Annotated in this window: 21 protein-coding genes and 1 tRNA gene; 9 read left to right on the top strand and 13 right to left on the bottom strand. The window is 44.7% G+C overall.

Annotated elements, in window-relative coordinates; genetic code table 11:
* The 6 genes from R3D00_22770 to bglX form a co-directional block, all read left to right on the top strand.
* Positions 1–1,104 (top strand): YwqJ-related putative deaminase (locus tag R3D00_22770; GenBank protein MEZ4776019.1); only part of this gene is annotated, 1,104 nt, incomplete at its 5' end.
* Between the two features lie 15 nt (positions 1,105–1,119).
* Positions 1,120–1,539: a hypothetical protein gene (locus R3D00_22765; GenBank protein MEZ4776018.1), complete on the top strand. Its 420-nt coding sequence runs from the start codon at positions 1,120–1,122 to the stop codon at positions 1,537–1,539.
* 91 nt (positions 1,540–1,630) lie between these two features.
* Positions 1,631–1,918: a hypothetical protein gene (locus R3D00_22760; protein ID MEZ4776017.1), complete on the top strand. Its 288-nt coding sequence runs from the start codon at positions 1,631–1,633 to the stop codon at positions 1,916–1,918.
* A gap of 40 nt (positions 1,919–1,958) precedes the next feature.
* A complete protein-coding gene (locus tag R3D00_22755) occupies positions 1,959–2,894 on the top strand; it encodes a hypothetical protein (protein ID MEZ4776016.1) in 936 nt (311 codons plus the stop codon).
* A gap of 8 nt (positions 2,895–2,902) precedes the next feature.
* A complete protein-coding gene (locus R3D00_22750) occupies positions 2,903–3,394 on the top strand; it encodes a hypothetical protein (GenBank protein MEZ4776015.1) in 492 nt (163 codons plus the stop codon).
* A gap of 916 nt (positions 3,395–4,310) precedes the next feature.
* The gene (gene bglX / locus R3D00_22745) at positions 4,311–6,626 is read left to right on the top strand and encodes a beta-glucosidase BglX (protein MEZ4776014.1); all 2,316 of its coding nucleotides are present in this window, start codon (positions 4,311–4,313) and stop codon (positions 6,624–6,626) included.
* Position 6,627: 1 nt separating this feature from the next.
* Here the strand turns inward: bglX and R3D00_22740 are convergent, their stop codons facing one another.
* Positions 6,628–8,010: a DUF1593 domain-containing protein gene (locus R3D00_22740; GenBank protein MEZ4776013.1), complete on the bottom strand. Its 1,383-nt coding sequence runs from the start codon at positions 8,008–8,010 to the stop codon at positions 6,628–6,630.
* A gap of 58 nt (positions 8,011–8,068) precedes the next feature.
* On the opposite strand from R3D00_22740, the gene R3D00_22735 reads away from it, so the two are divergent.
* Positions 8,069–9,244, top strand: a complete 1,176-nt coding sequence (locus R3D00_22735; protein ID MEZ4776012.1) for an ATP-binding protein — start codon at positions 8,069–8,071, stop codon at positions 9,242–9,244.
* A gap of 6 nt (positions 9,245–9,250) precedes the next feature.
* On the opposite strand, the gene R3D00_22730 is transcribed toward R3D00_22735, so the two are convergent.
* The 10 genes from R3D00_22730 to R3D00_22685 all read right to left on the bottom strand — a co-directional run bounded on the left by R3D00_22730 (position 9,251) and on the right by R3D00_22685 (position 19,079).
* Positions 9,251–10,471, bottom strand: a complete 1,221-nt coding sequence (locus R3D00_22730; protein ID MEZ4776011.1) for a DUF1080 domain-containing protein — start codon at positions 10,469–10,471, stop codon at positions 9,251–9,253.
* A 36-nt stretch (positions 10,472–10,507) separates the two neighbouring features.
* Complete coding sequence (locus tag R3D00_22725) at positions 10,508–11,539, bottom strand: XdhC family protein (GenBank protein ID MEZ4776010.1); 1,032 nt, start codon at positions 11,537–11,539, stop codon at positions 10,508–10,510.
* Entirely contained in the window at positions 11,536–12,123 is a 588-nt protein-coding gene (locus R3D00_22720) for a nucleotidyltransferase family protein (protein MEZ4776009.1), read from the bottom strand. Before R3D00_22720 ends, R3D00_22725 begins: the two co-directional genes overlap by 4 nt.
* 157 nt (positions 12,124–12,280) lie before the next feature.
* Positions 12,281–13,081 (bottom strand): SDR family NAD(P)-dependent oxidoreductase, encoded by an 801-nt coding sequence (locus tag R3D00_22715; protein ID MEZ4776008.1) that lies wholly within the window; start codon positions 13,079–13,081, stop codon positions 12,281–12,283.
* 65 nt (positions 13,082–13,146) lie between these two features.
* Positions 13,147–14,004 (bottom strand): AraC family transcriptional regulator, encoded by an 858-nt coding sequence (locus R3D00_22710; protein MEZ4776007.1) that lies wholly within the window; start codon positions 14,002–14,004, stop codon positions 13,147–13,149.
* A gap of 82 nt (positions 14,005–14,086) precedes the next feature.
* Positions 14,087–15,763: a sulfate permease gene (gene sulP, locus R3D00_22705; GenBank protein MEZ4776006.1), complete on the bottom strand. Its 1,677-nt coding sequence runs from the start codon at positions 15,761–15,763 to the stop codon at positions 14,087–14,089.
* Between the two features lie 137 nt (positions 15,764–15,900).
* Positions 15,901–16,647, bottom strand: a complete 747-nt coding sequence (locus R3D00_22700) for an HNH endonuclease (GenBank protein MEZ4776005.1) — start codon at positions 16,645–16,647, stop codon at positions 15,901–15,903.
* A gap of 292 nt (positions 16,648–16,939) precedes the next feature.
* The gene (locus tag R3D00_22695) at positions 16,940–17,602 is read right to left on the bottom strand and encodes a hypothetical protein (GenBank protein MEZ4776004.1); all 663 of its coding nucleotides are present in this window, start codon (positions 17,600–17,602) and stop codon (positions 16,940–16,942) included.
* Positions 17,602–18,336, bottom strand: coding sequence for a hypothetical protein (locus R3D00_22690; protein MEZ4776003.1), 735 nt, complete (start codon positions 18,334–18,336; stop codon positions 17,602–17,604). Before R3D00_22690 ends, R3D00_22695 begins: the two co-directional genes overlap by 1 nt.
* Positions 18,337–18,371: 35 nt before the next feature.
* Positions 18,372–19,079 carry a hypothetical protein gene (locus R3D00_22685; protein ID MEZ4776002.1) on the bottom strand — a complete coding sequence of 236 codons (708 nt, stop codon included), beginning with the start codon at positions 19,077–19,079 and terminating at the stop codon, positions 18,372–18,374.
* Positions 19,080–19,768: 689 nt separating this feature from the next.
* On the opposite strand from R3D00_22685, the gene R3D00_22680 reads away from it, so the two are divergent.
* Positions 19,769–19,842 (top strand) — tRNA-Pro (locus R3D00_22680).
* A gap of 90 nt (positions 19,843–19,932) precedes the next feature.
* Here R3D00_22680 and R3D00_22675 read toward each other — a convergent pair.
* On the bottom strand, positions 19,933–20,499 hold the full coding sequence (locus tag R3D00_22675; GenBank protein MEZ4776001.1) for a cupin domain-containing protein: 567 nt from the start codon (positions 20,497–20,499) through the stop codon (positions 19,933–19,935).
* A gap of 83 nt (positions 20,500–20,582) precedes the next feature.
* Here R3D00_22675 and R3D00_22670 point away from each other — a divergent pair, with 83 nt between their 5' ends.
* Positions 20,583–21,530 (top strand): hypothetical protein, encoded by a 948-nt coding sequence (locus tag R3D00_22670; GenBank protein MEZ4776000.1) that lies wholly within the window; start codon positions 20,583–20,585, stop codon positions 21,528–21,530.
* Positions 21,531–21,539: 9 nt separating this feature from the next.
* On the opposite strand, the gene R3D00_22665 is transcribed toward R3D00_22670, so the two are convergent.
* Positions 21,540–23,309, bottom strand: a complete 1,770-nt coding sequence (locus R3D00_22665; GenBank protein MEZ4775999.1) for an FAD-dependent oxidoreductase — start codon at positions 23,307–23,309, stop codon at positions 21,540–21,542.

Raw genomic sequence — 23,309 nt, 5'->3', positions numbered from 1 at the left:
AAGTGTTACCTTAGACGGCGTCGGGCCGGTTTCGTTTTTCATCGCGGGTATGAGGCCGAGATGCTGAGTGTGCAGGATTACTTTCCCTTTGGCTCGGCGATGCCGGGGCGTTCTTTGAATCTGGGGGATTATCGGTTTGGGTTTCAGGGGCAGGAGGGGGATAACGAAATCTACGGCACAGGCAACGACGTTTCCTACAAGTACCGCGTCGAAGAAACGCGGCTGGGGCGGTTTTTGAGTGTGGATCCGTTGAGTCCGGAGTATCCGTGGAACTCGCCGTATGCGTTTTCGGAGAATCAAGTAGTTCGATTTATAGAGTTGGAAGGGGCCGAGAAAAAAGATCCCTTTGAGGGTTTGAACTTTATAGAAAAAGCGATCGCCAACTTTATAATAGTCGAAAATAATTATGGAAAACTAGTCAATGAATCCTTAGGAGTCGAACCGACACTTGAAAATAATGTAACAACTGGGGTTTCTTTTTTTAGCTTAGGTCTTCTTCCATTTTTAGAGCAAGCAGGCGGGCTTGCATTTTCAGAAACTAAAGGGATAAATCTTTCAACACGAGAAGATCCGGGTGATTGGCGATTCTTGATGAGCATTCCAGCAACGGCGTCCCCGCTGAAAGTGCAAAGTGGGAAATATATTTATCCGGAACAAGGACGGAGACTCATTAGGGCAGTCACTGCTAAGTCGACAGAAATCATTAATTCAACAGCAACAAATAAACAAAAAGGTCCCGTGATAACAGGAGTACTTGATGCTATGACGGGTGAAATATTTTATGGCCAAAATACAGGGGTTCCTCAGAAGTTACATCCAATTCTTGAGTTAAGGTATAATGGGTTAATAAATCGAACATCTGGATTGGGAAATCGACCTCATTATGTGAATGAACTACCCGGCTCACATTCAGAAATAAATGCATTAAACAAAGCTTTATGGTCAAGACAAGAGAAGTATGGTGGTGTATCCGAAAAAGAATTAGGTGAATTCTTACTGCATAACAGAGCGCTAAGAAATCCTCGACAAGGAGAATATATCCCGCCTCGATGTTTGGATTGCCAAGAACTGACAAGGGGGGTAAGTGTAATTAGAGGGAATTAATTTAATAATGAAGTTATGGAATACATAAATTATAATTTATTGGAGTACGATTATGAAAATAATCTTGAAACCCTTAATGGATTTTCTTTCTCTGGAATTGCTTACGAAATAAGAAATGATGGATGTTTAGAAGAAGTGATGATTGTTGGAGGAATGAAAAATGGATATTGCAGGACATGGTACCCCTCTAAAACACGAAAAAGTGAAGAACACTATTTTAATAATTCGCTACATGGAATATCATGGGAGTGGTATGAGAATGGTCAAATGAAGAAAGAATCCATTTATGAATATTCAGTGAAGGTTAAAGAAACTGAATGGGATTTATTCGGTAATATAATTGTTTGTTTTAAAATTGAAGAGTCTTCAGATGCCTACATTTTATTAAACAAACTCAGAAAATACTATAATTTGAAGGAATTTCCTTCTCATTAATTTCCGTAATAATTGGTAGAGATCAGGTAACTTTGTCATAGCGCGAAAACCGAAACAACCCCGCCTCGGCCTGCACAAACCCGCCCGCCGCATGGAGTTGTGGAAAACCGAAGACGACCCCGACTCGGAGACCTTCGACTATACCTTCACGACGCTGGACAAGCCTGTTCCCCCGACCGGACCGGCGACAACCCACACGCGGCGGCTGAGTTTGAAATATTATGAGCTTTCTAATCATGCTTCGACCCGGCTCAGCACAGGCCTCGGCAACATTTTGGCTACGGTTTCCGACAAAAAAAGTGTTAACTTAGACGGTGGCGGGGGGTATCCGTTTTACATCGCCTCGTATGCGGCGGAGGTGATTACGGCGACGGATTAGTATGCTTGCATCCGCCTAAGCGGACCCCTTCGGTGCACCTATGCCGGGGCGTTCTTTGAATTTGGGGGAGTATCGCTTTGGTGCAGGTGGACACGAAAAAGTTGACGAAGTAAGCGGCTCTGGAAACACTGTTGACATGGGTGATAGATGGTTAGATACACGGTTAGGAAGAACTTCGAAACCGGATGCAAAGAATTCCAAATATCCTGCATTAAGCCCATATTCATATGCAGCTAATAATCCAATTTTCTTCATAGATCCAGACGGAAAGGTAATAATAGTTCATTATGTTGAAAATGGAGTAAGCAAATACTATTCTTACAAACCAGGCATTAAGCCAACTACAAGTAATATTTTTGTTCAGCAGGTGCATGAAGCTGTAACAGAAGTAATGAAGAATGATGCTAACAATACATTCCAAAATTTATCAGATTCAAAAGAAACTGTTACAATCAATCAAATTACTTCCGGCCCGGTTATAACATTAGGTGACGTAGATGCAACAGGGACAAAAGCAGTAAATGTAGAAATTAATTGGAAGCCTTTAGAAGCAAGACGCAACACAGATGGAACAGGTGCAGTAACACCTGCAACAAGGCCTTTTCACGAAGCGGCTCATGCGGAAAGGTACATAAATGCAGATACTAAGGTTGAAGTTGATGCATTACTAAATGACTTAAAGGATGATGGTACTCCGTATGATTCACCTGAAGAAAAAAGAGTTATCACAACAATAGAAATACCATATATAAATGCAACCAACAAAAATCAACCACTTAATATTATGGTAACTCCCCAACAACAGGGGGAGCGTACTAACCATGACGCTTTTCCATACCTCTCAACAGGAGTAAATTCAATTACTCCGGCAAATGGCTCAATTGTCCCCGGTCAAAGTCAACCTTCGGAAACAGCGAAAAAAGTGATTGTGCCTGTTGATAATGTAAGAGTTGACAGACCTCTAATAATAAAATAATGGCAAAAATGGAAACTATTTACATATTCTGTTCGCTTTTACTTTTTAGCTGTACGGGTACGGGTACGGGTACGGGTACGGGTACAAAATCGGAAAGTGAAATGAATGAAGTGTTGGATTTTTTAAACAAAAAGGAATATAGGTACTCTGTAAATAAATCTGATATCCCTAGGATTGTTATGGATAGCATCAGTAGTATAAACAATGAATTTTTTACAATAGGAGATAGTACTGATGAAGGAAAAATAAGTTTTTCAGATGCACGTCTATTCAAGAATGGGAAAGATATATACGAATATATTAGGGAATTACACTTTACACTAGTAAGCGACACGGCTTGTTTGCTTGTTTATCGAGAAGGAGGTGAGGGTTCCCATGACGTAATTGATTATCTAAAATATAAAGGAGAGTATACGCATGTGAGATATATAACAACAGATATTTTAAGCGATACTGTTAAACTTGGTATTTTTTTACGGGTAGTGTCAACTTTTGAGTAATAAGTTGTAGCCATGAGCGAACATTTTCAAAAGTAACTCATGCATCTACTCGGACTTGGAAAACGAGAGGGTTTTTCTCACAAAAAACGACAGATTCTTTGTCTGAGGTTGTGTCCTCTTCCCCAAAGCTGCAACAGGCCTAAAGCAGAAATGCTGTTTTAAATGTTGTTCGATCCCATCGGGCATTTTGTGGCCGATGGAGCTGTGGGGGCGGATGGAATGGTATTCACCCACCACTGTTGCAATTTTTCATTGAGCTGTTGATTGTCAAACCATTCGGGATTCAGATATTCTTTCTGCATTTTACCCAGATATCTCCTCCAAAGAAATCAGGAAAGTGGCCAGGGTTTTCCTGATCCGTCGGGATCGAATTTCACGTCCCTGCTCCCAGCAGTACACCGTGGACTCATCAACCCGCCAGGCATCTGCCAGCTTCTTTTGACTTTCGTGTCCTCGCTCATAACCCTGTGTAAGGGCAAACCTGTGTGTTTGCCCCCTACTTATACGGGCTTACTCCCTACTTATGCGGGCTTGCCCCCTGTATATGCGGGCATACAGACAGATTCTTCCTGCGTATACGGGCCTGTGAAGTACTTCAGACTTCCTACTGAGCGCCAGAGCTTTTGACTGGAAACAGAAAGTAGCGCGAACAATCGCCGACCTTAGGATTACAAAGGAATAGGATTACCCTACTTTGTCATTTGGAATTCCTTGTACCTGAGGGCATTTTCAATTTGGTATTCCTGGTACATATCTGGTTTGAATACGACGACAGTAGGATCAGCAAATTTTCTGCCCCTACGATACCCCTCAATCGGTTGATCAATCTGCACGAAGGGGATTTTTCATAAAAAATATTCACCTTGCACAACCTCTGTGATCCTTGTACCTTTACCGTACACTCACAAAACGAAAAATGCAACGTACCATCAACTCATCACTTCCGCTCCGGAGCAATAAACTCAGGATGATTTTTGCCATACTTTTCCTTTGTGGATTTGCGGCTAAATGGCAACATGTTTCCGCCCAGTCTTCTCTCGACAAACGCGTGGATTCTGTCCTCGCTTTGATGACTTTAGAAGAGAAAGTCGGACAAATGAATCAATACACCAGTAGTTGGGATGTTACTGGCCCTATGCCCAAAGGCAGCCGCGATTCGCTCAAATATATACAAATCCGCACCGGCCAGGTGGGCTCTATGCTCAACGTTCTTTCTACCAAAGCTACCCGGGAAGCGCAGCGTCTGGCCGTAGAGGACAGCCGCCTCGGCATTCCACTTATATTTGGTTATGATGTGGTTCATGGATTCCGCACCATTTTTCCGATTCCGCTCGGTGAATCTGCCAGCTGGGATATGAACGCTATCGAAAAATCTTCCCGCGTAGCGGCTTCTGAAGCTTCTGCTGCCGGACTGCATTGGACTTTTGCGCCTATGGTAGATATTTCCCACGATGCCCGCTGGGGGCGTATGATGGAAAGTGCAGGTGAAGATCCTTATCTCGGTTCTCTGATCGCTGCTGCCAGAGTTCGTGGTTTTCAGGGAAATGACCTGAGCGCGCCCAATACCATTGCTGCTTGTGCCAAACACTTTGCTGCCTATGGTTTTATCGAAGGGGGCCGCGAATACAATACGGTCTCCGTGGGAGACGCTTCGCTGTATGATGCGGTGTTTCCGCCCTTTAAGGCTGCTTCTGATGCGGGGGTGGCTACCTTCATGAATTCATTCAACGAAATCAACGGAATTCCCGCTACCGCCAGTACTTTCCTCCAACGGAAAATCCTCAAAGGTGAATGGAACTTCCAGGGGTTTGTCGTCTCCGACTGGGCTTCAGTAGCAGAATTGATCACTCATGGTGTCGCCGAAGATGAAAAAGAAGCTGCCCGACAGGCTGTCATCGCGGGCTGCGATATGGATATGGAAGGCTATTGTTATGTGCCAAATCTCGTTACGCTGGTGAAAGAAGGTGCTGTCGATATTTCTCTGGTCGACGATGCGGTGAGAAGAATTCTTCGTGTAAAATTTATGCTGGGCCTTTTTGATGATCCTTATCGCTATTGCGACCCGGTTCGGGAGCAAAACGAACTTTTCTCCAAAGCCAACCAGGAAACCAGCCGCGATGTAGCCCGCCGTTCGGTCGTACTGCTGAAAAACGAGGGTAACCTTCTGCCTCTGAAAAAAGATGCAGGGACGATTGCTGTCATTGGTCCATTGGCCGCAGATAAGGATATTCCGATCGGAAGCTGGCGCGCCAATTCTGTTGAAAACTCTGCGGTTTCTCTGCTTGAGGGTATTCAGGCCGCAGTAGGGAAAAAGGTGAAAGTACGCTACGCGCAGGGCGTGAAATTATCCACAGGCACCCGGAGCTTCCTCACGGAAGTCAATGTGAATGAAACTGATACAACGGGATTCGGTGAAGCCGTACGTATCGCCAAAGGCGCAGATGTGGTAGTGATGGCCCTGGGCGAAGACTGCTGGCAGTCTGGCGAAGCCCGCAGCCGCACAGAAATAGATATCCCCGGGCTCCAGACCGAACTGCTTGCCGCTGTAAGAGCCGTCAATCCTAACGTTGTTCTGGTTCTGATGAATGGCCGCCCGCTGGATCTCACAGAAGTTGAACCGCAGGTACAAGGCCTCGTCGAAGGCTGGTTCCTTGGCTCTCAGGCGGGAAATGCGCTGGCCGATGTGCTGTTTGGCGACTACAATCCTTCGGGCAAACTTCCTGTGTCCTTCCCCCGCTCTTTGGGGCAGGTACCGCTGTATTACAACCACAAAAATACCGGCCGGCCAACAGCTACGGGCAACGTATTCTGGTCTCACTATTCCGATGAAAAAAATGATGCGCTTTTCCCGTTCGGATTCGGACTTAGTTATACCTCATTTTCTTATAGTGGTATGAAACTGAGCAGTGAAACGATGAAAATGAATGAGCCGCTGAAAGTGTCCTTTACCCTCACCAATACAGGAAAAGTAACGGGAACGGAAACCGCCCAGCTATACATCCGCGACCTGGTAGGCAGCCGCACACGTCCGGTGGCCGAGCTGAAAAAATTTCAGCAAATCACCCTCAAACCGGGTGAAAGCCGCGTAGTTACGCTGGAACTCACCTCCGACGATCTGGCTTTCTATACCAGAGAAGGCCTTTGGGCAGCTGAAGAAGGTGATTTTGAAGCCATGGTCGGCCCCGACTCACGCAATATCGCCGCCAAACAGAATTTCAAACTGGTGCGGTAGTTTATGGTCGAATAATGATTCTCCGGTAAGCAGAAAGCGCCGGAGAACCATTGTCCGTTACTTTCACAATCAGGTGAATTTCGTAGTCTGTACCAGAAGACGGTAAGGAAACCTCGGCAATATTCCCCCTGGCACGGAGTATGGCTGTTTCATAACCGCGACTACAATCATGATAAAAATACCAGTCAAACGAAAGGCTGTTTTTATCTATATCAAACGATTCTGATGCCTCGATCAGAATCGTTTCTTTTTTGCCGGCACGAATGATTATGGGGGCATTTCCTGAGACACCATTTACGATTACCTCCGGATTATGATTGGTTTCGGCAAATGGATAAATACATCGATCCATACGAGCCGCAAAGTCTTTTTGAAAATCAGGTCGCCAGCGCCATACGGCTGTGCGCGCAGAAGGTGCCGATTCTACAGAGTCTTTTGTGCATTCATAATAGCCCTCAGCATTTTTCTCAAACCGACCTCCCCAACCGCCGTATTCCGGGTGGGCCGGGTCGTTGAGTCCGTTGTCCAGAAAATAAAACCAGGAAGGGGTATCGCCTTCTTTCATCGTTCCATGAGGATTGGGTGCTGTCCAGGTTTTGTCGGGATAAAGTGCGCCGAGTTCTCCATGGTCTGTGATGACATGTTCGTAAATCCATTCTCTGGAAGTATAAGATTCGTCTCCGCCGAGATAAATGCCCCGGTAACCGCCTTCGCGTTTGTCTTCTCCGGGCTGTGCTTTGCTGAGTATATAAAAGAGTTCGGGAAATTGCTCACGCATCAGCGAAAAGATATGGTCCTGATCGTTGATGTCATAGATGCGGATTTTGGCGGCAAATTTTTTATAAGCATTCGCAGAACGGGTATTTTTCACTTTCCAGAGCGCCTGTGCCACGTCGGTTTGCCCGCCCCAGATGCAGATATTCAACGGACGTTGGTCTTTCCGGTCAACGGCCTGTATGATCCATTCGGAGCCATCTGTATCATGCCCTTCCCCTACATTTTCCCAGCCCCTGTGTGGATTTCCAGCCTTCACGACAGTGGAAAGAGAAGCTGGCAAAGGATAGGAGGGATCGTGAAGACGAAGGTTCTCATATACTTTTCCATAAGCATCGATAAGATTCATAATCAGCTGGGGCTGAACGATGGCGCTGTCAAGTTCCCCAATTGTGCCTGATGCGGAGGCGATGATTCCTTCGGTCTCAAATTCATTGGCATAAAGCAGGTAACGGATCAGCGACTGCGTATCGTCCGGATCACCGCCGATATCAGTGGTAATGAGGATACGGGGTTTTGTTGCCTGGGCAGAAACTGATTCAGGCTGAGAAACAATCCCGAAAAAACAGAAAATAAAAAAAAATATCTGGAAGAAAGCGGTTGGTTTCATATGCATAATTTTGTATTTACCTTGAAAATTCTGTATCTTTTGCAAGATTTTCAAGGTAATGAATGATTATATTCCACGTATTGCTGCAGATACAATTTTAGCCTGGGGAAAATTTTTCCCGGCAATAGCTCTCGTAGGGCCCCGTCAGGTAGGAAAAACTTCTCTTGCTCAGAAACTACAGGCATTTATTTCTAAACCATCTATTTACCTTGACCTTGAAAATCCTGCTGATCTTGTCAAGCTGGATCAACCTTCTTTATTCCTTGATCCTTATGCAGATTATACAGTTATATTGGATGAAGTACAAAAGGCCCCCCACCTTTTTCCTGTATTAAGAGGAATTATCGACAGAGACCGGAAACCAGGGCGATTTATTCTGTTGGGGTCTGCGTCTCCTGAGCTAATCCGGGACAGTTCTGAAACCCTTGCTGGCAGAATAGCTTTCTATGAACTGACCCCTTTTTTATGGAAAGAACTTGCCAGCTACAAAGATATAAACCGGCACTGGTTGAGAGGTGGTTTTCCAGAATCTTTTCTTGCGCCTTCTGATGATCTTTCCAGAATTTGGCGGCAACAATTTATCCAGACCTATCTGGAGCGTGATCTGCCTCAACTGGGCCTTCCTGCCAGTCCGGAGCTAAGTTATCGCCTGTGGCGCATTTGTGCTCATGCTTCCGGGGGTATATTGAATATGGAGAAGATGGCGTCGTCTTTAGGCATACATGCCACATCGGTAAAACGGTATCTGGATTTTTTCGAATCAGCGTATCTTATCCGCAGGTTACCCCCATATTTTACCAATCTCAAAAAACGTTTGGTTAAATCTCCTAAAATTTACATCCGCGATACGGGTTTACTCCATCAATTGCTGGGGATTAATAATTTTTTTGATTTAAGCGGGCACCCGATGTTAGGGGCTTCCTGGGAGTCTTATATTGTCGAGCAAATTGCCGGAATAATTCCTGATTGGGCTGGTATGTATTATTACCGGACACATAGTGGGGCGGAAGCAGATATAGTTATTACCCGAGGTGATCAACCTGAGATTCTGATTGAAATAAAATATTCCTCTACCCCAAAACTCAGTAAGGGATTTTTTATCACCCGAGACGACTTGAAAACATCCAAACACTTTATCATCAGTCCCGTCAATCTCCCTTTTTCACTTGAGGGAGGCGTACGTGTGCTGGGATTGGATAACCTGGATGAAATTTTCACTTCATCCATTACTTAGTCCCCCTCAATATCCCAAAAACGGAATACCCGTCATATCCTTGATCATAAGATCTTTAAACCGTACCTGCGAAGGGCCCTGATCCGGACTGGCTGCCTGACGTCCTGCCTGAAGCGCAATAAATCCCGGACGGTTGAAGGCTGCCGGAACATGAAACTCCGTGGTTTTTTCGCCATTTACATACAGACAAATATGGTCGCCAAAGGCAAATATTTCCATCAGATTCCAGTCGTCGCTGTCGGTAATCCCCGGAAATGATCGGCTGTGTGTTACGATTGAACCCGTAGGAAATCCCCACATGAACCCTCCCGGATCATAGATATTGATCTCCAGACTGTTTTGAAGTGTAATCTCCGATGCCGTAGTATCCCACCGAATAAATACTCCGCTGTTGTGGCCGTCGTCCAGCTTAAACTTGTACTTCATATAAAAATTTCCATACGCTTTTTCTGTAGCCAGCCACCCTTGTGCAGTCGGGCCGGTATCACCGATAATTGCCCCATCCACCACAAGCCATCGGGCGTCACCGACTACTTTCCAGCCTTTGAGGGAATGTCCGTCAAACATGGATTCCGGACTGCTCCTGACCGTACGGCGAAGGTAGTCTTCGATCTGTGGGCCCATATAAGTAGTCGCGGGTAAGGTGCGCACGCGGATATTTTTCCAGCGTACGACATGTTCGCGTTCCCCCCCCTGGCACTGTAAACCAATTTTCCCGCTGAAACTGCGGCGCTCATGGGTTTGACTTACCTGCATATCGTTGATCCATACCTGGATATAATCGCCTTCGGCTTTTACGCGGAGTTTGTTCCATCCTGCCGGGTCGATTTTTGTATTCCAAATCGCCCGGGCAATGCCGTAAATCGTGCCTGTGGGTGCCATTTGGTTGGGTTGATTGTCGAGGTTGATTTCGTATCCGGAAACAGCCGGGTGCCCTCCCTGGGGGCTGTTGTAGCGGATAAAAAAACCGCTGTTGTTGGGCGGAGGAAGAAAAAACTCAGCTTCAGCTTCAAAATTGTCATAGCTGGCTTCGGTCAGCAACCATCCTCCTTTTTTTGAGGATCGGTCTTTCATTACGATTTCGCCGTTTTCTACGGTTGCCTCAATATCGCCGGAGACTTCCCAGCCTTTGAGGTTTTTTCCGTTGAAGAGATTTTTCCAGTCTGTATCATTTTGGGCAAATGAAATCTGGCATACGAATATCAGTAAAAGGGTTATATAGCGCATAATAGCAGTATTTGTGGTTAGTGCCAGAAATATAAACTATTTCCCATTCTTTACCGCAATGATCTCTGCCAGAATGCTTAATGCAATTTCTTTGGGAAGCTTTGCGCCAATATCCAATCCCACAGGGCCATGTACGCGGTTCACCTGCTCTTCGGTAAAACCTGCGGCGAGCAAGCGGCTTTTGCGTTTTTCGTGGTTGCGTTTGCTGCCCAAAGCGCCGATATAGGCAACTTCCGAACGGAGCAATAGCTCCAGCGCCTGATCATCGATTTTGGGGTCGTGACTCAGTATGACTGCAAAGGTATAGGCATCAAGCGAAAAATCCTGCAACGCCTCTGCCGGCCACTGGGTAAGCATCTGGTCTGGCGGTGTGGCAAACTGTGTATTGCCGGCAAAAAAACCTCTGGGATCAATCACCGTTGTCTCAAATCCAAACTGGCTGGCAAGGTGTACCAGGTCTGCCGTGATGTGGGCAGCACCGATGATGATCAACTGGCTTTTGCGGGGAATGGTCAGGGCAAAATATTCAGTTGCCCCTTCATTTAGTATCTGATTTTCCCGGTTTTTCCACGCCTCGAGGGCTTTTAGCGATAAATTGCCGGTTATGGGTTTTCCACTAATCTGTCCGTCTGGATGAACAAATGTATGGGAAGTGGCTTCACCGCTAATACAGGTAAGCAGGGTGCCGCCAAGATTATTTTCGACAGCTTCCTTTAATGCGCTCCAGGCAGAAACTTCTGATTTATCCCCGGAAAATGCGGGAAATGGTTCGACGAATACGGTAAGTTCTCCGCCACAGGTAAGCCCTACCGCCCAGGCACTTTCATTGGTAATGCCAAATTCGAGTTTTTGCGGGATGCCGGTTGCCAGTACCTCCAGGGCTTTTTGTGCCACAGTGCTTTCGACACAACCTCCGGAGATAGAGCCGGTCATTTCTTGTTTTTGGGAAATGGCCAGGGCCGAACCGCGCATTCTTGGCGCTGAACCCCAGGTGTGAATGACTGTCGCCAGTGCAAAGGGTTTGTTTTGTTTTACCCAGTGATGAATGTCTGAAAATATATCAATCATAGCCGCTCATAATCTTCGGGAGTGTCAATATCTTTAAGTATATGAGGCTTTCCAACAGCAAACTGGCGAACATGGATCTGGTTTTGGAGAATAATTTCCCTGCAACCTTCCATGTGCTGATGCTGTAAAATTGCTTCCCGGTAAATGGACGAAAAAATTACAGGATTTCCTCTTTTTTCTTCAAAAACCGGCACCTGAATGATCCCGATATCGTTGATTTTCTCTTTTAAAAAATTGGCCGTCATCATCTTGTACTCCGTATCATATATCAGCGGCTGATCGCTAAGACAGATCATATAGCCTGACGAATGTTCATTTGCAGCCGCGACCCCTGCCTGGATAGAGGTAGTCATTCCCTTTAGGTAGTTGGGGTTAAATACAATTTTTACGGGTTTGCCTGACAGTACATCTGATATTTTCAGAGATTCATGCCCTGTAACTACCACCACCTCTCCCGGTTGTGATGCAATAATTTCATCGGCAATATGTGCGACAAGGGGTTTGTCCCTGAAGGGAAGAAGGAGTTTATTTTCTTTTCCCATACGACGGGATGCTCCTGCCGCCAGAAGTATTGCTGAGATCATCGCCTGAGGTTTTTGTACAATATAGCGATATTTTTAATTGTAATTTACCTCTGTCACGCTAAGCTTCAACCATCTTTAAGGCCATACAGGCACAGATCACAACGGTTCCCCGGCCCATAATGCTACCTGTTCCTCCAGCGATTTTTTGTTGAAGTTTTTAGCGTTTTTCCGGAGCGATCGCCTCGCGAATCATACCCTCACTCATTCTGGCTGACATCCCCAGCGGGCTGTGTTTTGCCATCCCGGCCATCAACTTGTTTTTGATACCCGGAACGGCCAATACCTGCTTTCCCAGCGCATCCAGTCCGGTTTGGGCTACTTCTCCCGGCAACATGGCGGACATGGGCGTTTTGGTCCAGTCAACACCCGTATTCGTTGACATCGGGGTTTGAGTCAAACCGGGAGATAAAACCGTAACATCCACACCTTTGGGTTTCATTTCTCCGTAAAGGGATGCGCCAAAATTCAACATATATGCCTTAGAACCGGCATAATTGGCGAAGTAGGGATTGGGCATGTGGCCCGACAAACTCGCAACCAACAATACGCCTCCCCTACCCTTCTTTACCATGGGTTCAATAAACCAGTGGGTAAGCGCCATGGTCGAAACGACATTCAGTTGCACTACCTGCAATTCTTTACGGATATCGGTTTTTTCAAACGCCCCATTGACTTCCAGACCGGCAGCGAGCACCAGTAATCCTACGTCTTTCCCCTTAGCACCTGTTTCCACGGCTTCTACGCCCCCGGGCGATGCGAGATCAGCAGAAATATAAGCAGTTTCAACCTTGTACTTGCTGCGCAGAGCGTCTGCTTTTTCCTGCAATTCTTTTTCCTTTCTGGCAACGAGGAGGATGTTTAATCCCTTCGCGGCAATCTGGTGGGCGAGTTCTTCGCCTATTCCGGAAGTGGCACCGGTGATGAGTGCCCAGGTTCCATACTTTTCTTTAAAATTCATAGTCAGTGATTTCTTTGTCTGATATAGGCAAAGATAACAACCGCACCTATAAAGGAATTTGCAGATCAGGTCAAACCCTTCGCAATTTGGGTCAGACGGTATTCAGTAGGCGACACGCCAAACTGCGCCTTAAAATTGCGGTTGAAGGATGCGATGGTTTCAAAACCACTGGCGTAAGCGATTTCCGAGACCCGAAGGTCGGGGGTTGAAAGCAGCTCCGCCGCCCTCCGGGTTTTTTGTTGTGAGATGAACTTTGCCGGGCTTTCGCCAAATACTTCTTTAAACCGTCGCTTAAATGAAGATGCGCTCATATGACAGAGGGCCGCAAGTTCGTCGAGCGACAGACTGGAGTAAATATTTTGTGCTATTGTCGCCTTAAAATCGATATGAGCGGGCTTAAACATAGCCGACAGAAAATCCAGGTGAGAGGGTGCGTCCTGTGATTTGCTGATCAGAAGAACAAATTCCTTGAGTTTGGTTTTGATCATGGCCTCGTCCGCAAGTTCGGGGTGGTCGAGCAGGATATTGATGCTCTCTCTGAAATTGGCAAGCAGGGCATCGACCTGAACCTGTTTGAGCGTATAGTCCACCGTATACGAGTACGCCGAAAGCTCAAACTGAAACAGTTCTTCCACCAGTTGCGGATAGAGCAGCACGCCGGTTACTTCGATGCCTTCGCTGCTGTTTCGTTGGGTTTCATCCGTTTCGAAGAAGAAATTCTGGCATTTGGCGAGGATCGCACTCTCCCTGTCCAGATTGTGGTAAGCCGTTTGTGCCCTTACAGAAAACCGGCCTTCATTGATAAAAATAAAACAGGCCTCGTTTTCAAAAAATTCTTTCGGTGCCCGCCGGAAATAAGGCGTAGCAAACTTCTCAAAAACGATGTAATTCCTGTAGGTTAATATTTTTTTTCCGTACTCCACGTCGCAGATAACTTTTGCTCAGAATGCTTTGGGGAAGGTACAGATTTTTATAACTGGTTTGTTATAAATCAGCAATTAGTTTTTATTTCTTATCCTCAATTATTTCTTTCGCTCGCTGAAGCGCTTCATTAATATTGTCGCAAATATTAGTTTTTCCCAGGTCGGTATAGAGGCCCATATTCAGCAGTTCTTTTTTCACATCGTGATTGGCTCCTGAAATGATAATTTTTGTACCATACGATAACAGACTCTTATAAATCTCTCTAAGTCTGTTTGCACCAGTTGCATCAATAAAAGGTACATGCCTGACTCTCAATATCAAAATTTTTGGCTGTTGGTTCAGGTCTGTAATTACCTCCTGAAATTTTTGAGATGCCCCGAAAAATAACGGGCCATTTATTTCATAGATGAGTACGCCTTTGGGAATTTCGGGCAATTCTTCTTCAAAAAGTTGTTCTCCATTCTCTTCATTCGTGCTGAAAAGGTTCATGGCATTCTGTACCGAGGTGGCTTCGCTCATTCGTTTCATAAATATAAAGCTGGATAAAATCATCCCTACCTCAATGGCTACGATTAAGTCGAAGAAGACCGTTAAGAAAAAGGTAGTAAGCAGCACAAATACATCCATTCTATTGCTTTTCAGCAACGCCTTAAAATGGTGCCATTCGCCCATATGCCAGGCCACGACAACTAAAATACCTGCTAAACACGACAGAGGAATTAATTTGGCGACCGGAGCCAAAAGCAACATAATCAGAAGTAAAACAATGGCATGGACAACCCCTGCGATGGGGGTTCTTCCACCGTTTTTGATGTTGGTCACAGTCCGGGCTATGGCACCAGTGGCGGGAATACCACCAAAAAGTCCTGAGAATATATTTGCAGTTCCCTGTGCTACCAGTTCCATATTCGAACGATGTCTGCCGCCGATCATACCGTCAGAAACCACGGCCGAGAGCAACGATTCTATACTTCCCAGCAAAGCAATGGCAATGGCTGGTTGTATTAATTGCTGGATGGTCGCAAAATCTATGGAAGGAAATGTTGGCAGGCTTATACGATTGGGGATTTCGCCAAATTTGCTTTCAATGGTTTCTACAGGGAGGTCAAAAAAATAAACCACAACCGTACTGAGGATAATGGCTACAATTGAACCCGGTATTTTTGAAGACACCCTGCCAAAAGTTAAAGAAATCATTACAGTCGCCATTGCGATGATGACGGCTACCCCATTTACAGATTGAAAATGATGCCAATAGGTAGACCATTTTTCAATAAAGTCGGCAGGAACGGCGCCCATTTCCAGACCGAAAAAGTCTTTCATTTGGGAGGAAAAAATAATGATGGCGATTCCACTCGTAAACCCCACAATCAAAGGATAGGGGATAAATTTCAGGTAATTGCCAAGCCGGGCGAGGCCCAGGCCGATAATCAGAAAACCCGCCATAAACGTGGCAATGGTAAGCCCATTGACACCATGCGTTTGAACAATGCCATAAACAATTACGATAAAAGCCCCGGTGGGCCCACCGATTTGCACCCGGCTCCCCCCCAGCACAGAAATCGTCAAACCAGCAACAATCGCTGTGATCAGCCCCTTCTCAGGAGAAACCCCAGAAGCGATCGCAAACGCAAGAGTCAGCGGTAAGGCCACGATGCCTACGATAATACCCGCCACAAGATCTTTTAGCAGCTGCTTTTTAGCCACCCCTTCCTTCAGTAAAGTAAACAGCTTCGGCGTAAATTCATGTTTCCCCATGAAATCATAATCTTTGGCTCAAAAGTCCAAAAGATTCGGAGGTTCTACAAGCTATTTTTGTTGGGGGGGGTGGGATAAAGGCTGAAGCGCTGGGGTTTTGGGATGGGGAGATAACATAAGGCCTACCAGCCTTCAAATTATTGTTTATTTTCATGAATGATTGATTTTAATTGATCAATCGTTAAAACAGGTTTTGTGCGGTGTATGATTGCATGGCAATTGGGACATACTGGAACTAAATCTTTAATTGGATCTATTACATATTCTTCTTTTAGTTCTGATATTGGTCTAATATGGTGAACATGAATGAATTTGCTGCCGATTGGTCCATAAGTTTCTTCAAAATTAAAGGAACAGACTGCGCATTTATAACCGTGATGCTTTAGGCAAATTTCCCTTGCACGCTCATTTCTTTCATAAGCATTAACTGAAATCCTTTTAACTGAACCTTCTAAAAAATTTCCGATTGTGATTTCTTCATCAAAGGTTTGGTTTGGTATAGCATTTCTACGAGCGAACCATTCCGTCCCAATCTTTAGCAATGTTCTATCTTCAAGTATTGGGTCAAATTTTTTAATAGCCAGGCGTTCTTTACCATTTTTATCTTTCCCTCTTTCTTGAAATATTGAGAAAGTTTTCAATTTAAATGCTTCATCTTCTATAAGCCGAATATGCTCCCTTGATTGATTAAATCCTGCGGGTTTCTTAGACCTATCTCGAGCCCATTCCTCAGAAAAAATCACTATGACATCATCATTACTTACCGTATTTTCGACCCAAGCGCCAAATATTATAAACTTTTCCTTTTCATTGATAAACGACCAACTCCACGTCCAATTTTCACAAGTGGCTCCGTGAGATTGTATAAATTGTTTTCGATTCATTTTTTGCAATTTCGAGTAATGAGGATAATAAGGTTACAAATAGATTTTCCTAAATTTTCTTTGATGACTGATCTCATGCATAATAATCAAATGATCAAAAATTTTAATATCCAAACGATTCCACGCTTCTACAAGCTTTTTTGTGAGAGGTCTACCTGAGGCGTTGGGGTTGATGGTTTGGAGATGAGGATGAGGTGGCAGGATTCTATTTTTTGGCTCATTTCTGATTGGCTTTCAACTATTTACGTTTATAAAGAGACAGTTGGAGAGAGTCGCGGTCTCTTAAGAAGTTTTATTGGATTTTATCCAGTTTTCCAAAATCTTCTCCTTTTTCTATTTCGGAAATTATTGCTTTTAGGTCAGTATCAAGCTCTTCGAATCTCGTAAGAGCATTCATGTGGAGAGTAGAAACGGAACCAACCTTGATTCGATCAATAAGATTACCAAAGGCTGGGTTTGATACTATTGCTGAATAATAATTCATCTGAATCATAATCGCATTAATCTTTGCGGTCATCTTCATCTGCCTAACCTGCTCACTAAGCGCCTGCTCTGACTTTTCCTGAGCTTCAGCAGATCTCTTGAGCTCAATCCTTGTCTGCATCAGTTCAAGACGCTGATATTCGAGTTCTATCCGCTGATACCTGATTTCAATTCGTTGCATGAAGATGGCAACCACAATGCCCCCAAGTGCCAGGCCAGAAAAGAGTGCATTCACGGCGCCAAACATATCTCCGAAAGCTGCTCTGTCATTCCAAGATTCCAAGGACTCATTTCCCATTAACAACTGCCATGAAACCAGCCAGATTATCACTACTCCTATGAATAATACCACGGAGGTCCACTTCGTTGTTGCTTCGCTTTTTTGAAGAGAATCAAATTTCTTTTCAAGAGATATTTGGGTTTCTATGATTTGTGTTTCGGAATCAGATGAACTGAGATTTGTTAGAGCCATTATTCTAGGTTATTAATTACTTCTAAAATAGCTTTATTAATTTTTCTTAATTCCATACTTTCAGTTTCAAGATCAATTGTTCCTTCTCTAGACTTATTCTCGATGTGAGTTAACATAGCTGATTGCAATATCAATTCATCTCTGAGTTTCACATCTTTTACTGATTCAGCATACTCAATTATCTCTTTCATTGCATCTTTCAGTTTAGCCTTTTCAATCAATTTCCTCCATACTGATTTATTCGCCGCAAAAATCTCTGTTTCGGTTAATTTCAGATCCTCGTTAACCCTACCTTCATCTTCCCCATTCAATTCTATATTCTTTAAAATAATTTGATTTTTGTTTAAATATTTAATCTTTAGCTCTTTTAACCACTTATCTGGGAAATCAATTAGAACTAAATCTTCAAAAAGGTCACTCAAATCAATTTCATTATAATTCCATTCTATGTAGCCATGGAAAACATGAAATAAAATTTTATTTAATATTTCTTTATCAGAATCAAAAAGTTCGTTAATTATGAGAATAAGGGTATTCTTACAAACACCTGGTTTAAAATCATAGCCTAAAATAAATACCCGGTGGTCTTTTTTCACAGTGTCATAAAAGAGGTTCCACATGGGCCCCATTCCATTTTTTACAATTAGCCTTTCAAAGCCTGATGTCGCCAAATACGGTCCAATAGGGAGTTTTTTTATATCAGTAATCAAAGGAGTAATAGCTGTTTTATTCATATTCCAGATCTTCTATGGGAAGTATAATTATTATATTAGTTGAGAAATCCACTAAAAAACTCAACTCCAAAAGTAATACCTTCCTTAGCAATCATTTTGTAAGCCTCTGTTTTTCCAGTTGAGATAAAATCTTTCACTGTAGATGTGCTGAATTTTCGCATCATTGCATAAATTTTAATTATGCCTTTCTTAAAATCTCTTATTTTTCTTTTGGGCAGGATGAGCTTTAAATTATTTACTTCCTCAATAATTTTATCTGCTTCTTCCTTATTTTGTTCTACCTTCTCATTATTAATAAATTCAGCTAATTGATCAAGAGCTCCATCATAACGTAGTTGTTCTTCAAGTGTAAATAATTCATTTCCCCTTGGGTCATTTTCATTAAAATTATTTACATTAATTAGCTCCTCATAATACCCCATTAATATCTCATCATCAAAAACACTTTCTATCTTTTGGTATCCTTTAAATATTCCAAGCCAATTTTCTAGCTTGCTTCCAATTTCCCCATTTTTAACTGAATATTTGACAGGTTTGGAAGAAAACGGCCTAGGAGAACTTTCTATAACAAAACTATCGTTATTACCATATTGAATTTTAAAATACAGGTGCCTTGGTTCATCCTTATCATATATTTCGTAAATCCATTCCTCGGATGTGAAAAAATCCAATTGGTCTTTGTGCGGCTTAACTAGTGGCTCCACAATTTTTAATATTTCTAATGGAATTCTTTTTTTTGACATTTTATTCCGACTTTAATTCTTCAAACCCGTAAGAAAGTCCTTGAGAATTGCCCTTACCCGATCCTGGGTAATCTTTGTGTAGGTTTTCATATTGTATTGTTACTCCTTCATGTACTTAATTTGAAATACAACCTTTCGTTATATCAACCATTCGTAAATACATCCTTTCATTATATCATCCCCTCCCCCTACTTCCCTTCCAACAACCGTATCACCCGCTCCTTCACTGCCAGTAGCTGCTCCATAAGCTACCCCCTTCTCCCTGCATGCAACCAAGTCACTGCCAATAATAACTACACCCGAAATGTTTCCCTCGCTGTAACTTTCCACCGTATGCAATATAGGCAATTTAGAGAAACTGGTAAACAAAAATCTGGAAAGATATATCCTTTTCTGAGGTATTTATCCCTTTTGAGTGTTTAGGCTCAAAACGCGTTTCGTTCGGGATGGAGGGGCCGATCTTTAAAGTATCACATCTACGGGACACATGGGAGCGTAACTTTTTATGAAATTGTCATTCTGGCATTCAAAGCTCGAAACCTCTTTTGAAATTTTCAGTAGAATACTTTTATTTGAAGAGCAAATCGAGGTGTAGCGTCTGCTTAGGCAGAGTAGCGCGCTTCGCAGACATAACAATCGAGGTGTAGCGTCTGCTTAGGCAGAGTAGCGCGCTTCGCAGACATAACAATCGAGGTGTAGCGCAGCCCGGTAGCGCGCTTCGTTCGGGACGAAGAGGCCGGAGGTTCGAATCCTCTCACCTCGACTTAAACAGTACATTCCGGTGGTTTCCTCTATCCGGTGGCTGAGGCCATACATCTCCGGTGGCTGAGGCTCTCGAAGCCACCGGAATTCCCTACCCTGCTCGCTGTGCTTTTTCCACTTCTTCGGGGGTGGGAAATTTGGGCAGACGGAAGCCAAACAGGCTCACCACCGCCGCGTAGAAGCGCAACGCAAAACGAAATGGCTGCACACTCAAAAAGTCTTTTTGGTGTTTTTTCTCCAAAAGTGCGTATTGGGCGATAAATTTCAGACTCCACTGAGACCGGTATTGCCCTGTGCGAACCAGATACCACAGATCGGTGAAAAAATCGGCAAACCCGCCGTGCGGCTCGATCCAGGTCATGATCACGACATCCTCACTGCTGCTGTTGCGAAAGGTGTGTTTGTGAAAGGGTTTTACCGCCAGTTGTCTGCCGGGAACCAATCCCTGCCACTTACCGTCCACCTTGATCTCCAACTGCCCTGACAAAACTTCAAAGGTTTCGGTCAGCGTGGGGTGGTAGTGCTCCAATGGCCCTTTTACGCCGGCTGCAATGGTATATTCAATCCCCAAATCCTTGCGATGAGTGAAGTCAGGGCGGAGAATCCGCATCTTTATGCCAAAAGTGGGACTGTAATCCAGATATTCCAGGGTTTGCATATTGCCAGATTTAGGGTTATTTTGGTTTAATTTCCGAATTTATTACCATTTGCTCAAATATTTTCCTTAATAATTATCCCCCTATGTCTGAGACTCAAACCTCTGAAACACTGAAAGAACTGGAAGCATCCATCAAAGCAAAGGTTCTGGCAGTAAGCGATAGTCCGGAAGACCGGTATAGATTACGGGAAGACTTTTACCACGCTTACGGCTACAAAATTGACGAAAAAGGCGACCAGCATGGCCTGGGTACTTCTGAGTTGGCTTTCCTCCGTTGGGAAATCAAACGTGGGGTTCTCAACCCGGAAAATCACCCGACAAGGCCCGGCAGCCCCTGGTGGCGGGCGGTGAATCTGGACTTTATCTACAACGCAGAACTGGCCAGAGCCATTCACGAAGCGGGGATCGAGGCAAATGAGTTGCCACCAAATGTTGAAATGTGGCTGGAGTATATAAAAAATCCCAGTGGAATCACCTGGTATCGCGCGCATAACTGCTCCATCGTACACGGTTATCACAACCATATTGAGCTGGCAAAAAGAGAAAAACTGGCAGAGAAACTATTTCTCAATGAAGTGCTTTACCGGGTGCTGTTTGCTCAGGCCATGGTCGAAAACACACGGGAAGGTATGGGCAGACTGGGGCAGATTCTCGCCAACCCCCGGCTACCCTCGGTGAATGTGCTGGTTCACATGGCAGATTTTTACCCACAACACTACCCGCTCAGCCATGAAGACATGAAACACATCCGTCACGAAGGCCATTCACTGCAGGAAATAGCCGTAGATTTTCTCGACGATCTGATCATTCTGCCCAAACTGGGAAAACTCTACGCACAGTGCGCCCAATGGCTTAAGGCGTCGTTTATCCTCAGCTGGCATAAAGTGGATGCACCGGTTTACCCCGACCTCCACGATAAAACAGGACTATATGGCCATGTTCATCACTGGATCATCGCGCCGCTCAAAGCTTTGTGGAACTTTATCAAAGCCCTCGTTTCCGGACCGTTTCGCAAACGGGAGAAGCTGTAATTCAACGGTTTAATCTTTCCCCCGGACATTAAGCACCCGCTCCAGAAAAACAAAAACCAAACTCAGCAACTTGTACAGCCAGGGTGTCTGATTTTTCCAGGGTTCACCCTTAAAGTAGCGCTTGCGGTCAAGGTTGCGAAGGAGTTTCGTATGGGCAGTTTCGTGAAGATTCCAGATCTCACAGGGCGCAAACTTTGACTTGCTGTGAAGCAGAATACCGTTCACGGCCCTTCTTGCGGTTTCATTTGCACCCTCCATCGTGGCGCAGTCTGTAAAACACTGGACGTAATCACCGGCGAGATAGAAGTTTTCTATCCCTGACCTGGCCGATGGGCGCATCCCCCAGGTGTTGATCCGGTTGACAAGCAGGGGTTCTTCGTCAATAGTGATAAAACCAGGTTTCCCTTTTTCGGGATGTTTGCGGGGTTTCTCTTCAATATCGCGATCCAGATACCATTCGACCAAAATTTCGGCGCGGGGTTTGAGAATGGTTTCCCCGCCCACATTCAGCGACAATTCCAACTGATACCAGACTTCCTCCATGATCTGGGTTCTGGTACAGTCTTTTGCAGGGATTTTATAGAGTTGCCCCGGCGTATCCCAGTCAGATATATCTACAGAAAGGATACTTTGTACTTTCCCATTTCCATGTTTTTCAATATGAAAATGCTTCCAGAACTGCAACTGGGAAACACTGGTAATCGCCCAGGGTGTATCAAAGTAAATGACATGCCCGGGGGTATTGTCCAGCATAGGAATTTTTTCGCTGAGGTAGTATTGCAGCCCGGTCATCCAGCGGGTAGATTGAGCCAGCATCCCCAGCTCCCGGATCAATGGCGCAGCTTCCAGCAAATCTGCATTATCCTTGACCAGCGGGTACATTCGCTCTACCGGCACGGCAAATAAATAATAATCTGCTGTAGCTTTGACCTCTTCTCCCGCCTCATTGACCAGGTTTACACCCGTGATTTTTTTAGCCTTTTTATCAAAATCAATGGAGGTAGCCAGATACCCGTGGTTGTATTTTACATGTTGTGAAAGGAGATAGTCCCGCCAGGGAAATAACCATGCTTCGTTGGTTGGCCCATTGAGCAGTTGATCTGTATGGCCTTTTTGGCTGGTCAGCAACTGGAATAATTGCACCAGAATATCACCGGCAGTTTTGGCGCTGATCTCCGTCGCCTGCGCCGCTACAAGTGTGCGCGTAAGTCCGATCACAAACAATTGCTGATACGCATTACTTTTCCCTTCCGCTTCGGTAAACTCCCACCAGGAAATTCGCTCGTATTCGCTCATCCTCCGCTCGTAACAACTGGTACAGATTTGCCAGATTTTATTGAACATAAGTTCCTGCTCGGCAGGCGACAACTGATCATGGGTGCCCACATAGGCTTTGAGCGAAGTTTTTAATTGAGACAGGTTGTGCGGTGCGTGTGCAGGTACAACCACAGGTTTATGCCCTTCCTGTGCCTGAATAGATTTTTCGCAGGTAATCAGATTATCAACGACGTATTTCCCCGGCTGATCTTTGAGAGGAATGCGACTCATCGTATTGGTGATATGCCGGTAAAAACCCGGAAAAAACCGGAAGCCGTGCTCTCCGGGCAAAGGTTGAAATCCGGGAGCGGCAGAATTGGGGACATCTACACTTCGGGCTTTTCCACCTACATAGTAAGGTTGGCGCTCATAGACGGTTACGTCAAAATCTCTTTCTATCAGCTCGTGTGCGGCACTCATTCCTGCAACACCTCCACCGATAATGACAACTGACTTTTTCAT

The organism is Bacteroidia bacterium, from assembly GCA_041391665.1.
Lineage (GTDB): Bacteria > Bacteroidota > Bacteroidia > J057 > J057 > JAGQVA01.
This window is presented reverse-complemented; position numbering and strand designations above follow the sequence as displayed.

What these genes read in the sequence shown, in the direction of transcription:
- R3D00_22690 (MEZ4776003.1), bottom strand. Translation starts at nt 18,336, where the DNA reads ATGAATAAAACAGCTATTACTCCTTTGATTACTGATATAAAAAAACTC.
- R3D00_22760 (MEZ4776017.1), top strand. Translation starts at nt 1,631, where the DNA reads ATGGAGTTGTGGAAAACCGAAGACGACCCCGACTCGGAGACCTTCGAC.
- R3D00_22700 (MEZ4776005.1), bottom strand. Translation starts at nt 16,647, where the DNA reads ATGAATCGAAAACAATTTATACAATCTCACGGAGCCACTTGTGAAAAT.
- R3D00_22765 (MEZ4776018.1), top strand. Translation starts at nt 1,120, where the DNA reads ATGGAATACATAAATTATAATTTATTGGAGTACGATTATGAAAATAAT.
- R3D00_22675 (MEZ4776001.1), bottom strand. Translation starts at nt 20,499, where the DNA reads ATGCAAACCCTGGAATATCTGGATTACAGTCCCACTTTTGGCATAAAG.
- R3D00_22740 (MEZ4776013.1), bottom strand. Translation starts at nt 8,010, where the DNA reads ATGAAACCAACCGCTTTCTTCCAGATATTTTTTTTTATTTTCTGTTTT.
- sulP (MEZ4776006.1), bottom strand. Translation starts at nt 15,763, where the DNA reads ATGGGGAAACATGAATTTACGCCGAAGCTGTTTACTTTACTGAAGGAA.
- R3D00_22715 (MEZ4776008.1), bottom strand. Translation starts at nt 13,081, where the DNA reads ATGAATTTTAAAGAAAAGTATGGAACCTGGGCACTCATCACCGGTGCC.
- R3D00_22735 (MEZ4776012.1), top strand. Translation starts at nt 8,069, where the DNA reads ATGAATGATTATATTCCACGTATTGCTGCAGATACAATTTTAGCCTGG.
- R3D00_22685 (MEZ4776002.1), bottom strand. Translation starts at nt 19,079, where the DNA reads ATGTCAAAAAAAAGAATTCCATTAGAAATATTAAAAATTGTGGAGCCA.
- bglX (MEZ4776014.1), top strand. Translation starts at nt 4,311, where the DNA reads ATGCAACGTACCATCAACTCATCACTTCCGCTCCGGAGCAATAAACTC.
- R3D00_22730 (MEZ4776011.1), bottom strand. Translation starts at nt 10,471, where the DNA reads ATGCGCTATATAACCCTTTTACTGATATTCGTATGCCAGATTTCATTT.
- R3D00_22720 (MEZ4776009.1), bottom strand. Translation starts at nt 12,123, where the DNA reads ATGATCTCAGCAATACTTCTGGCGGCAGGAGCATCCCGTCGTATGGGA.
- R3D00_22725 (MEZ4776010.1), bottom strand. Translation starts at nt 11,539, where the DNA reads ATGATTGATATATTTTCAGACATTCATCACTGGGTAAAACAAAACAAA.
- R3D00_22750 (MEZ4776015.1), top strand. Translation starts at nt 2,903, where the DNA reads ATGGAAACTATTTACATATTCTGTTCGCTTTTACTTTTTAGCTGTACG.
- R3D00_22695 (MEZ4776004.1), bottom strand. Translation starts at nt 17,602, where the DNA reads ATGGCTCTAACAAATCTCAGTTCATCTGATTCCGAAACACAAATCATA.
- R3D00_22670 (MEZ4776000.1), top strand. Translation starts at nt 20,583, where the DNA reads ATGTCTGAGACTCAAACCTCTGAAACACTGAAAGAACTGGAAGCATCC.
- R3D00_22755 (MEZ4776016.1), top strand. Translation starts at nt 1,959, where the DNA reads ATGCCGGGGCGTTCTTTGAATTTGGGGGAGTATCGCTTTGGTGCAGGT.
- R3D00_22665 (MEZ4775999.1), bottom strand. Translation starts at nt 23,309, where the DNA reads ATGAAAAAGTCAGTTGTCATTATCGGTGGAGGTGTTGCAGGAATGAGT.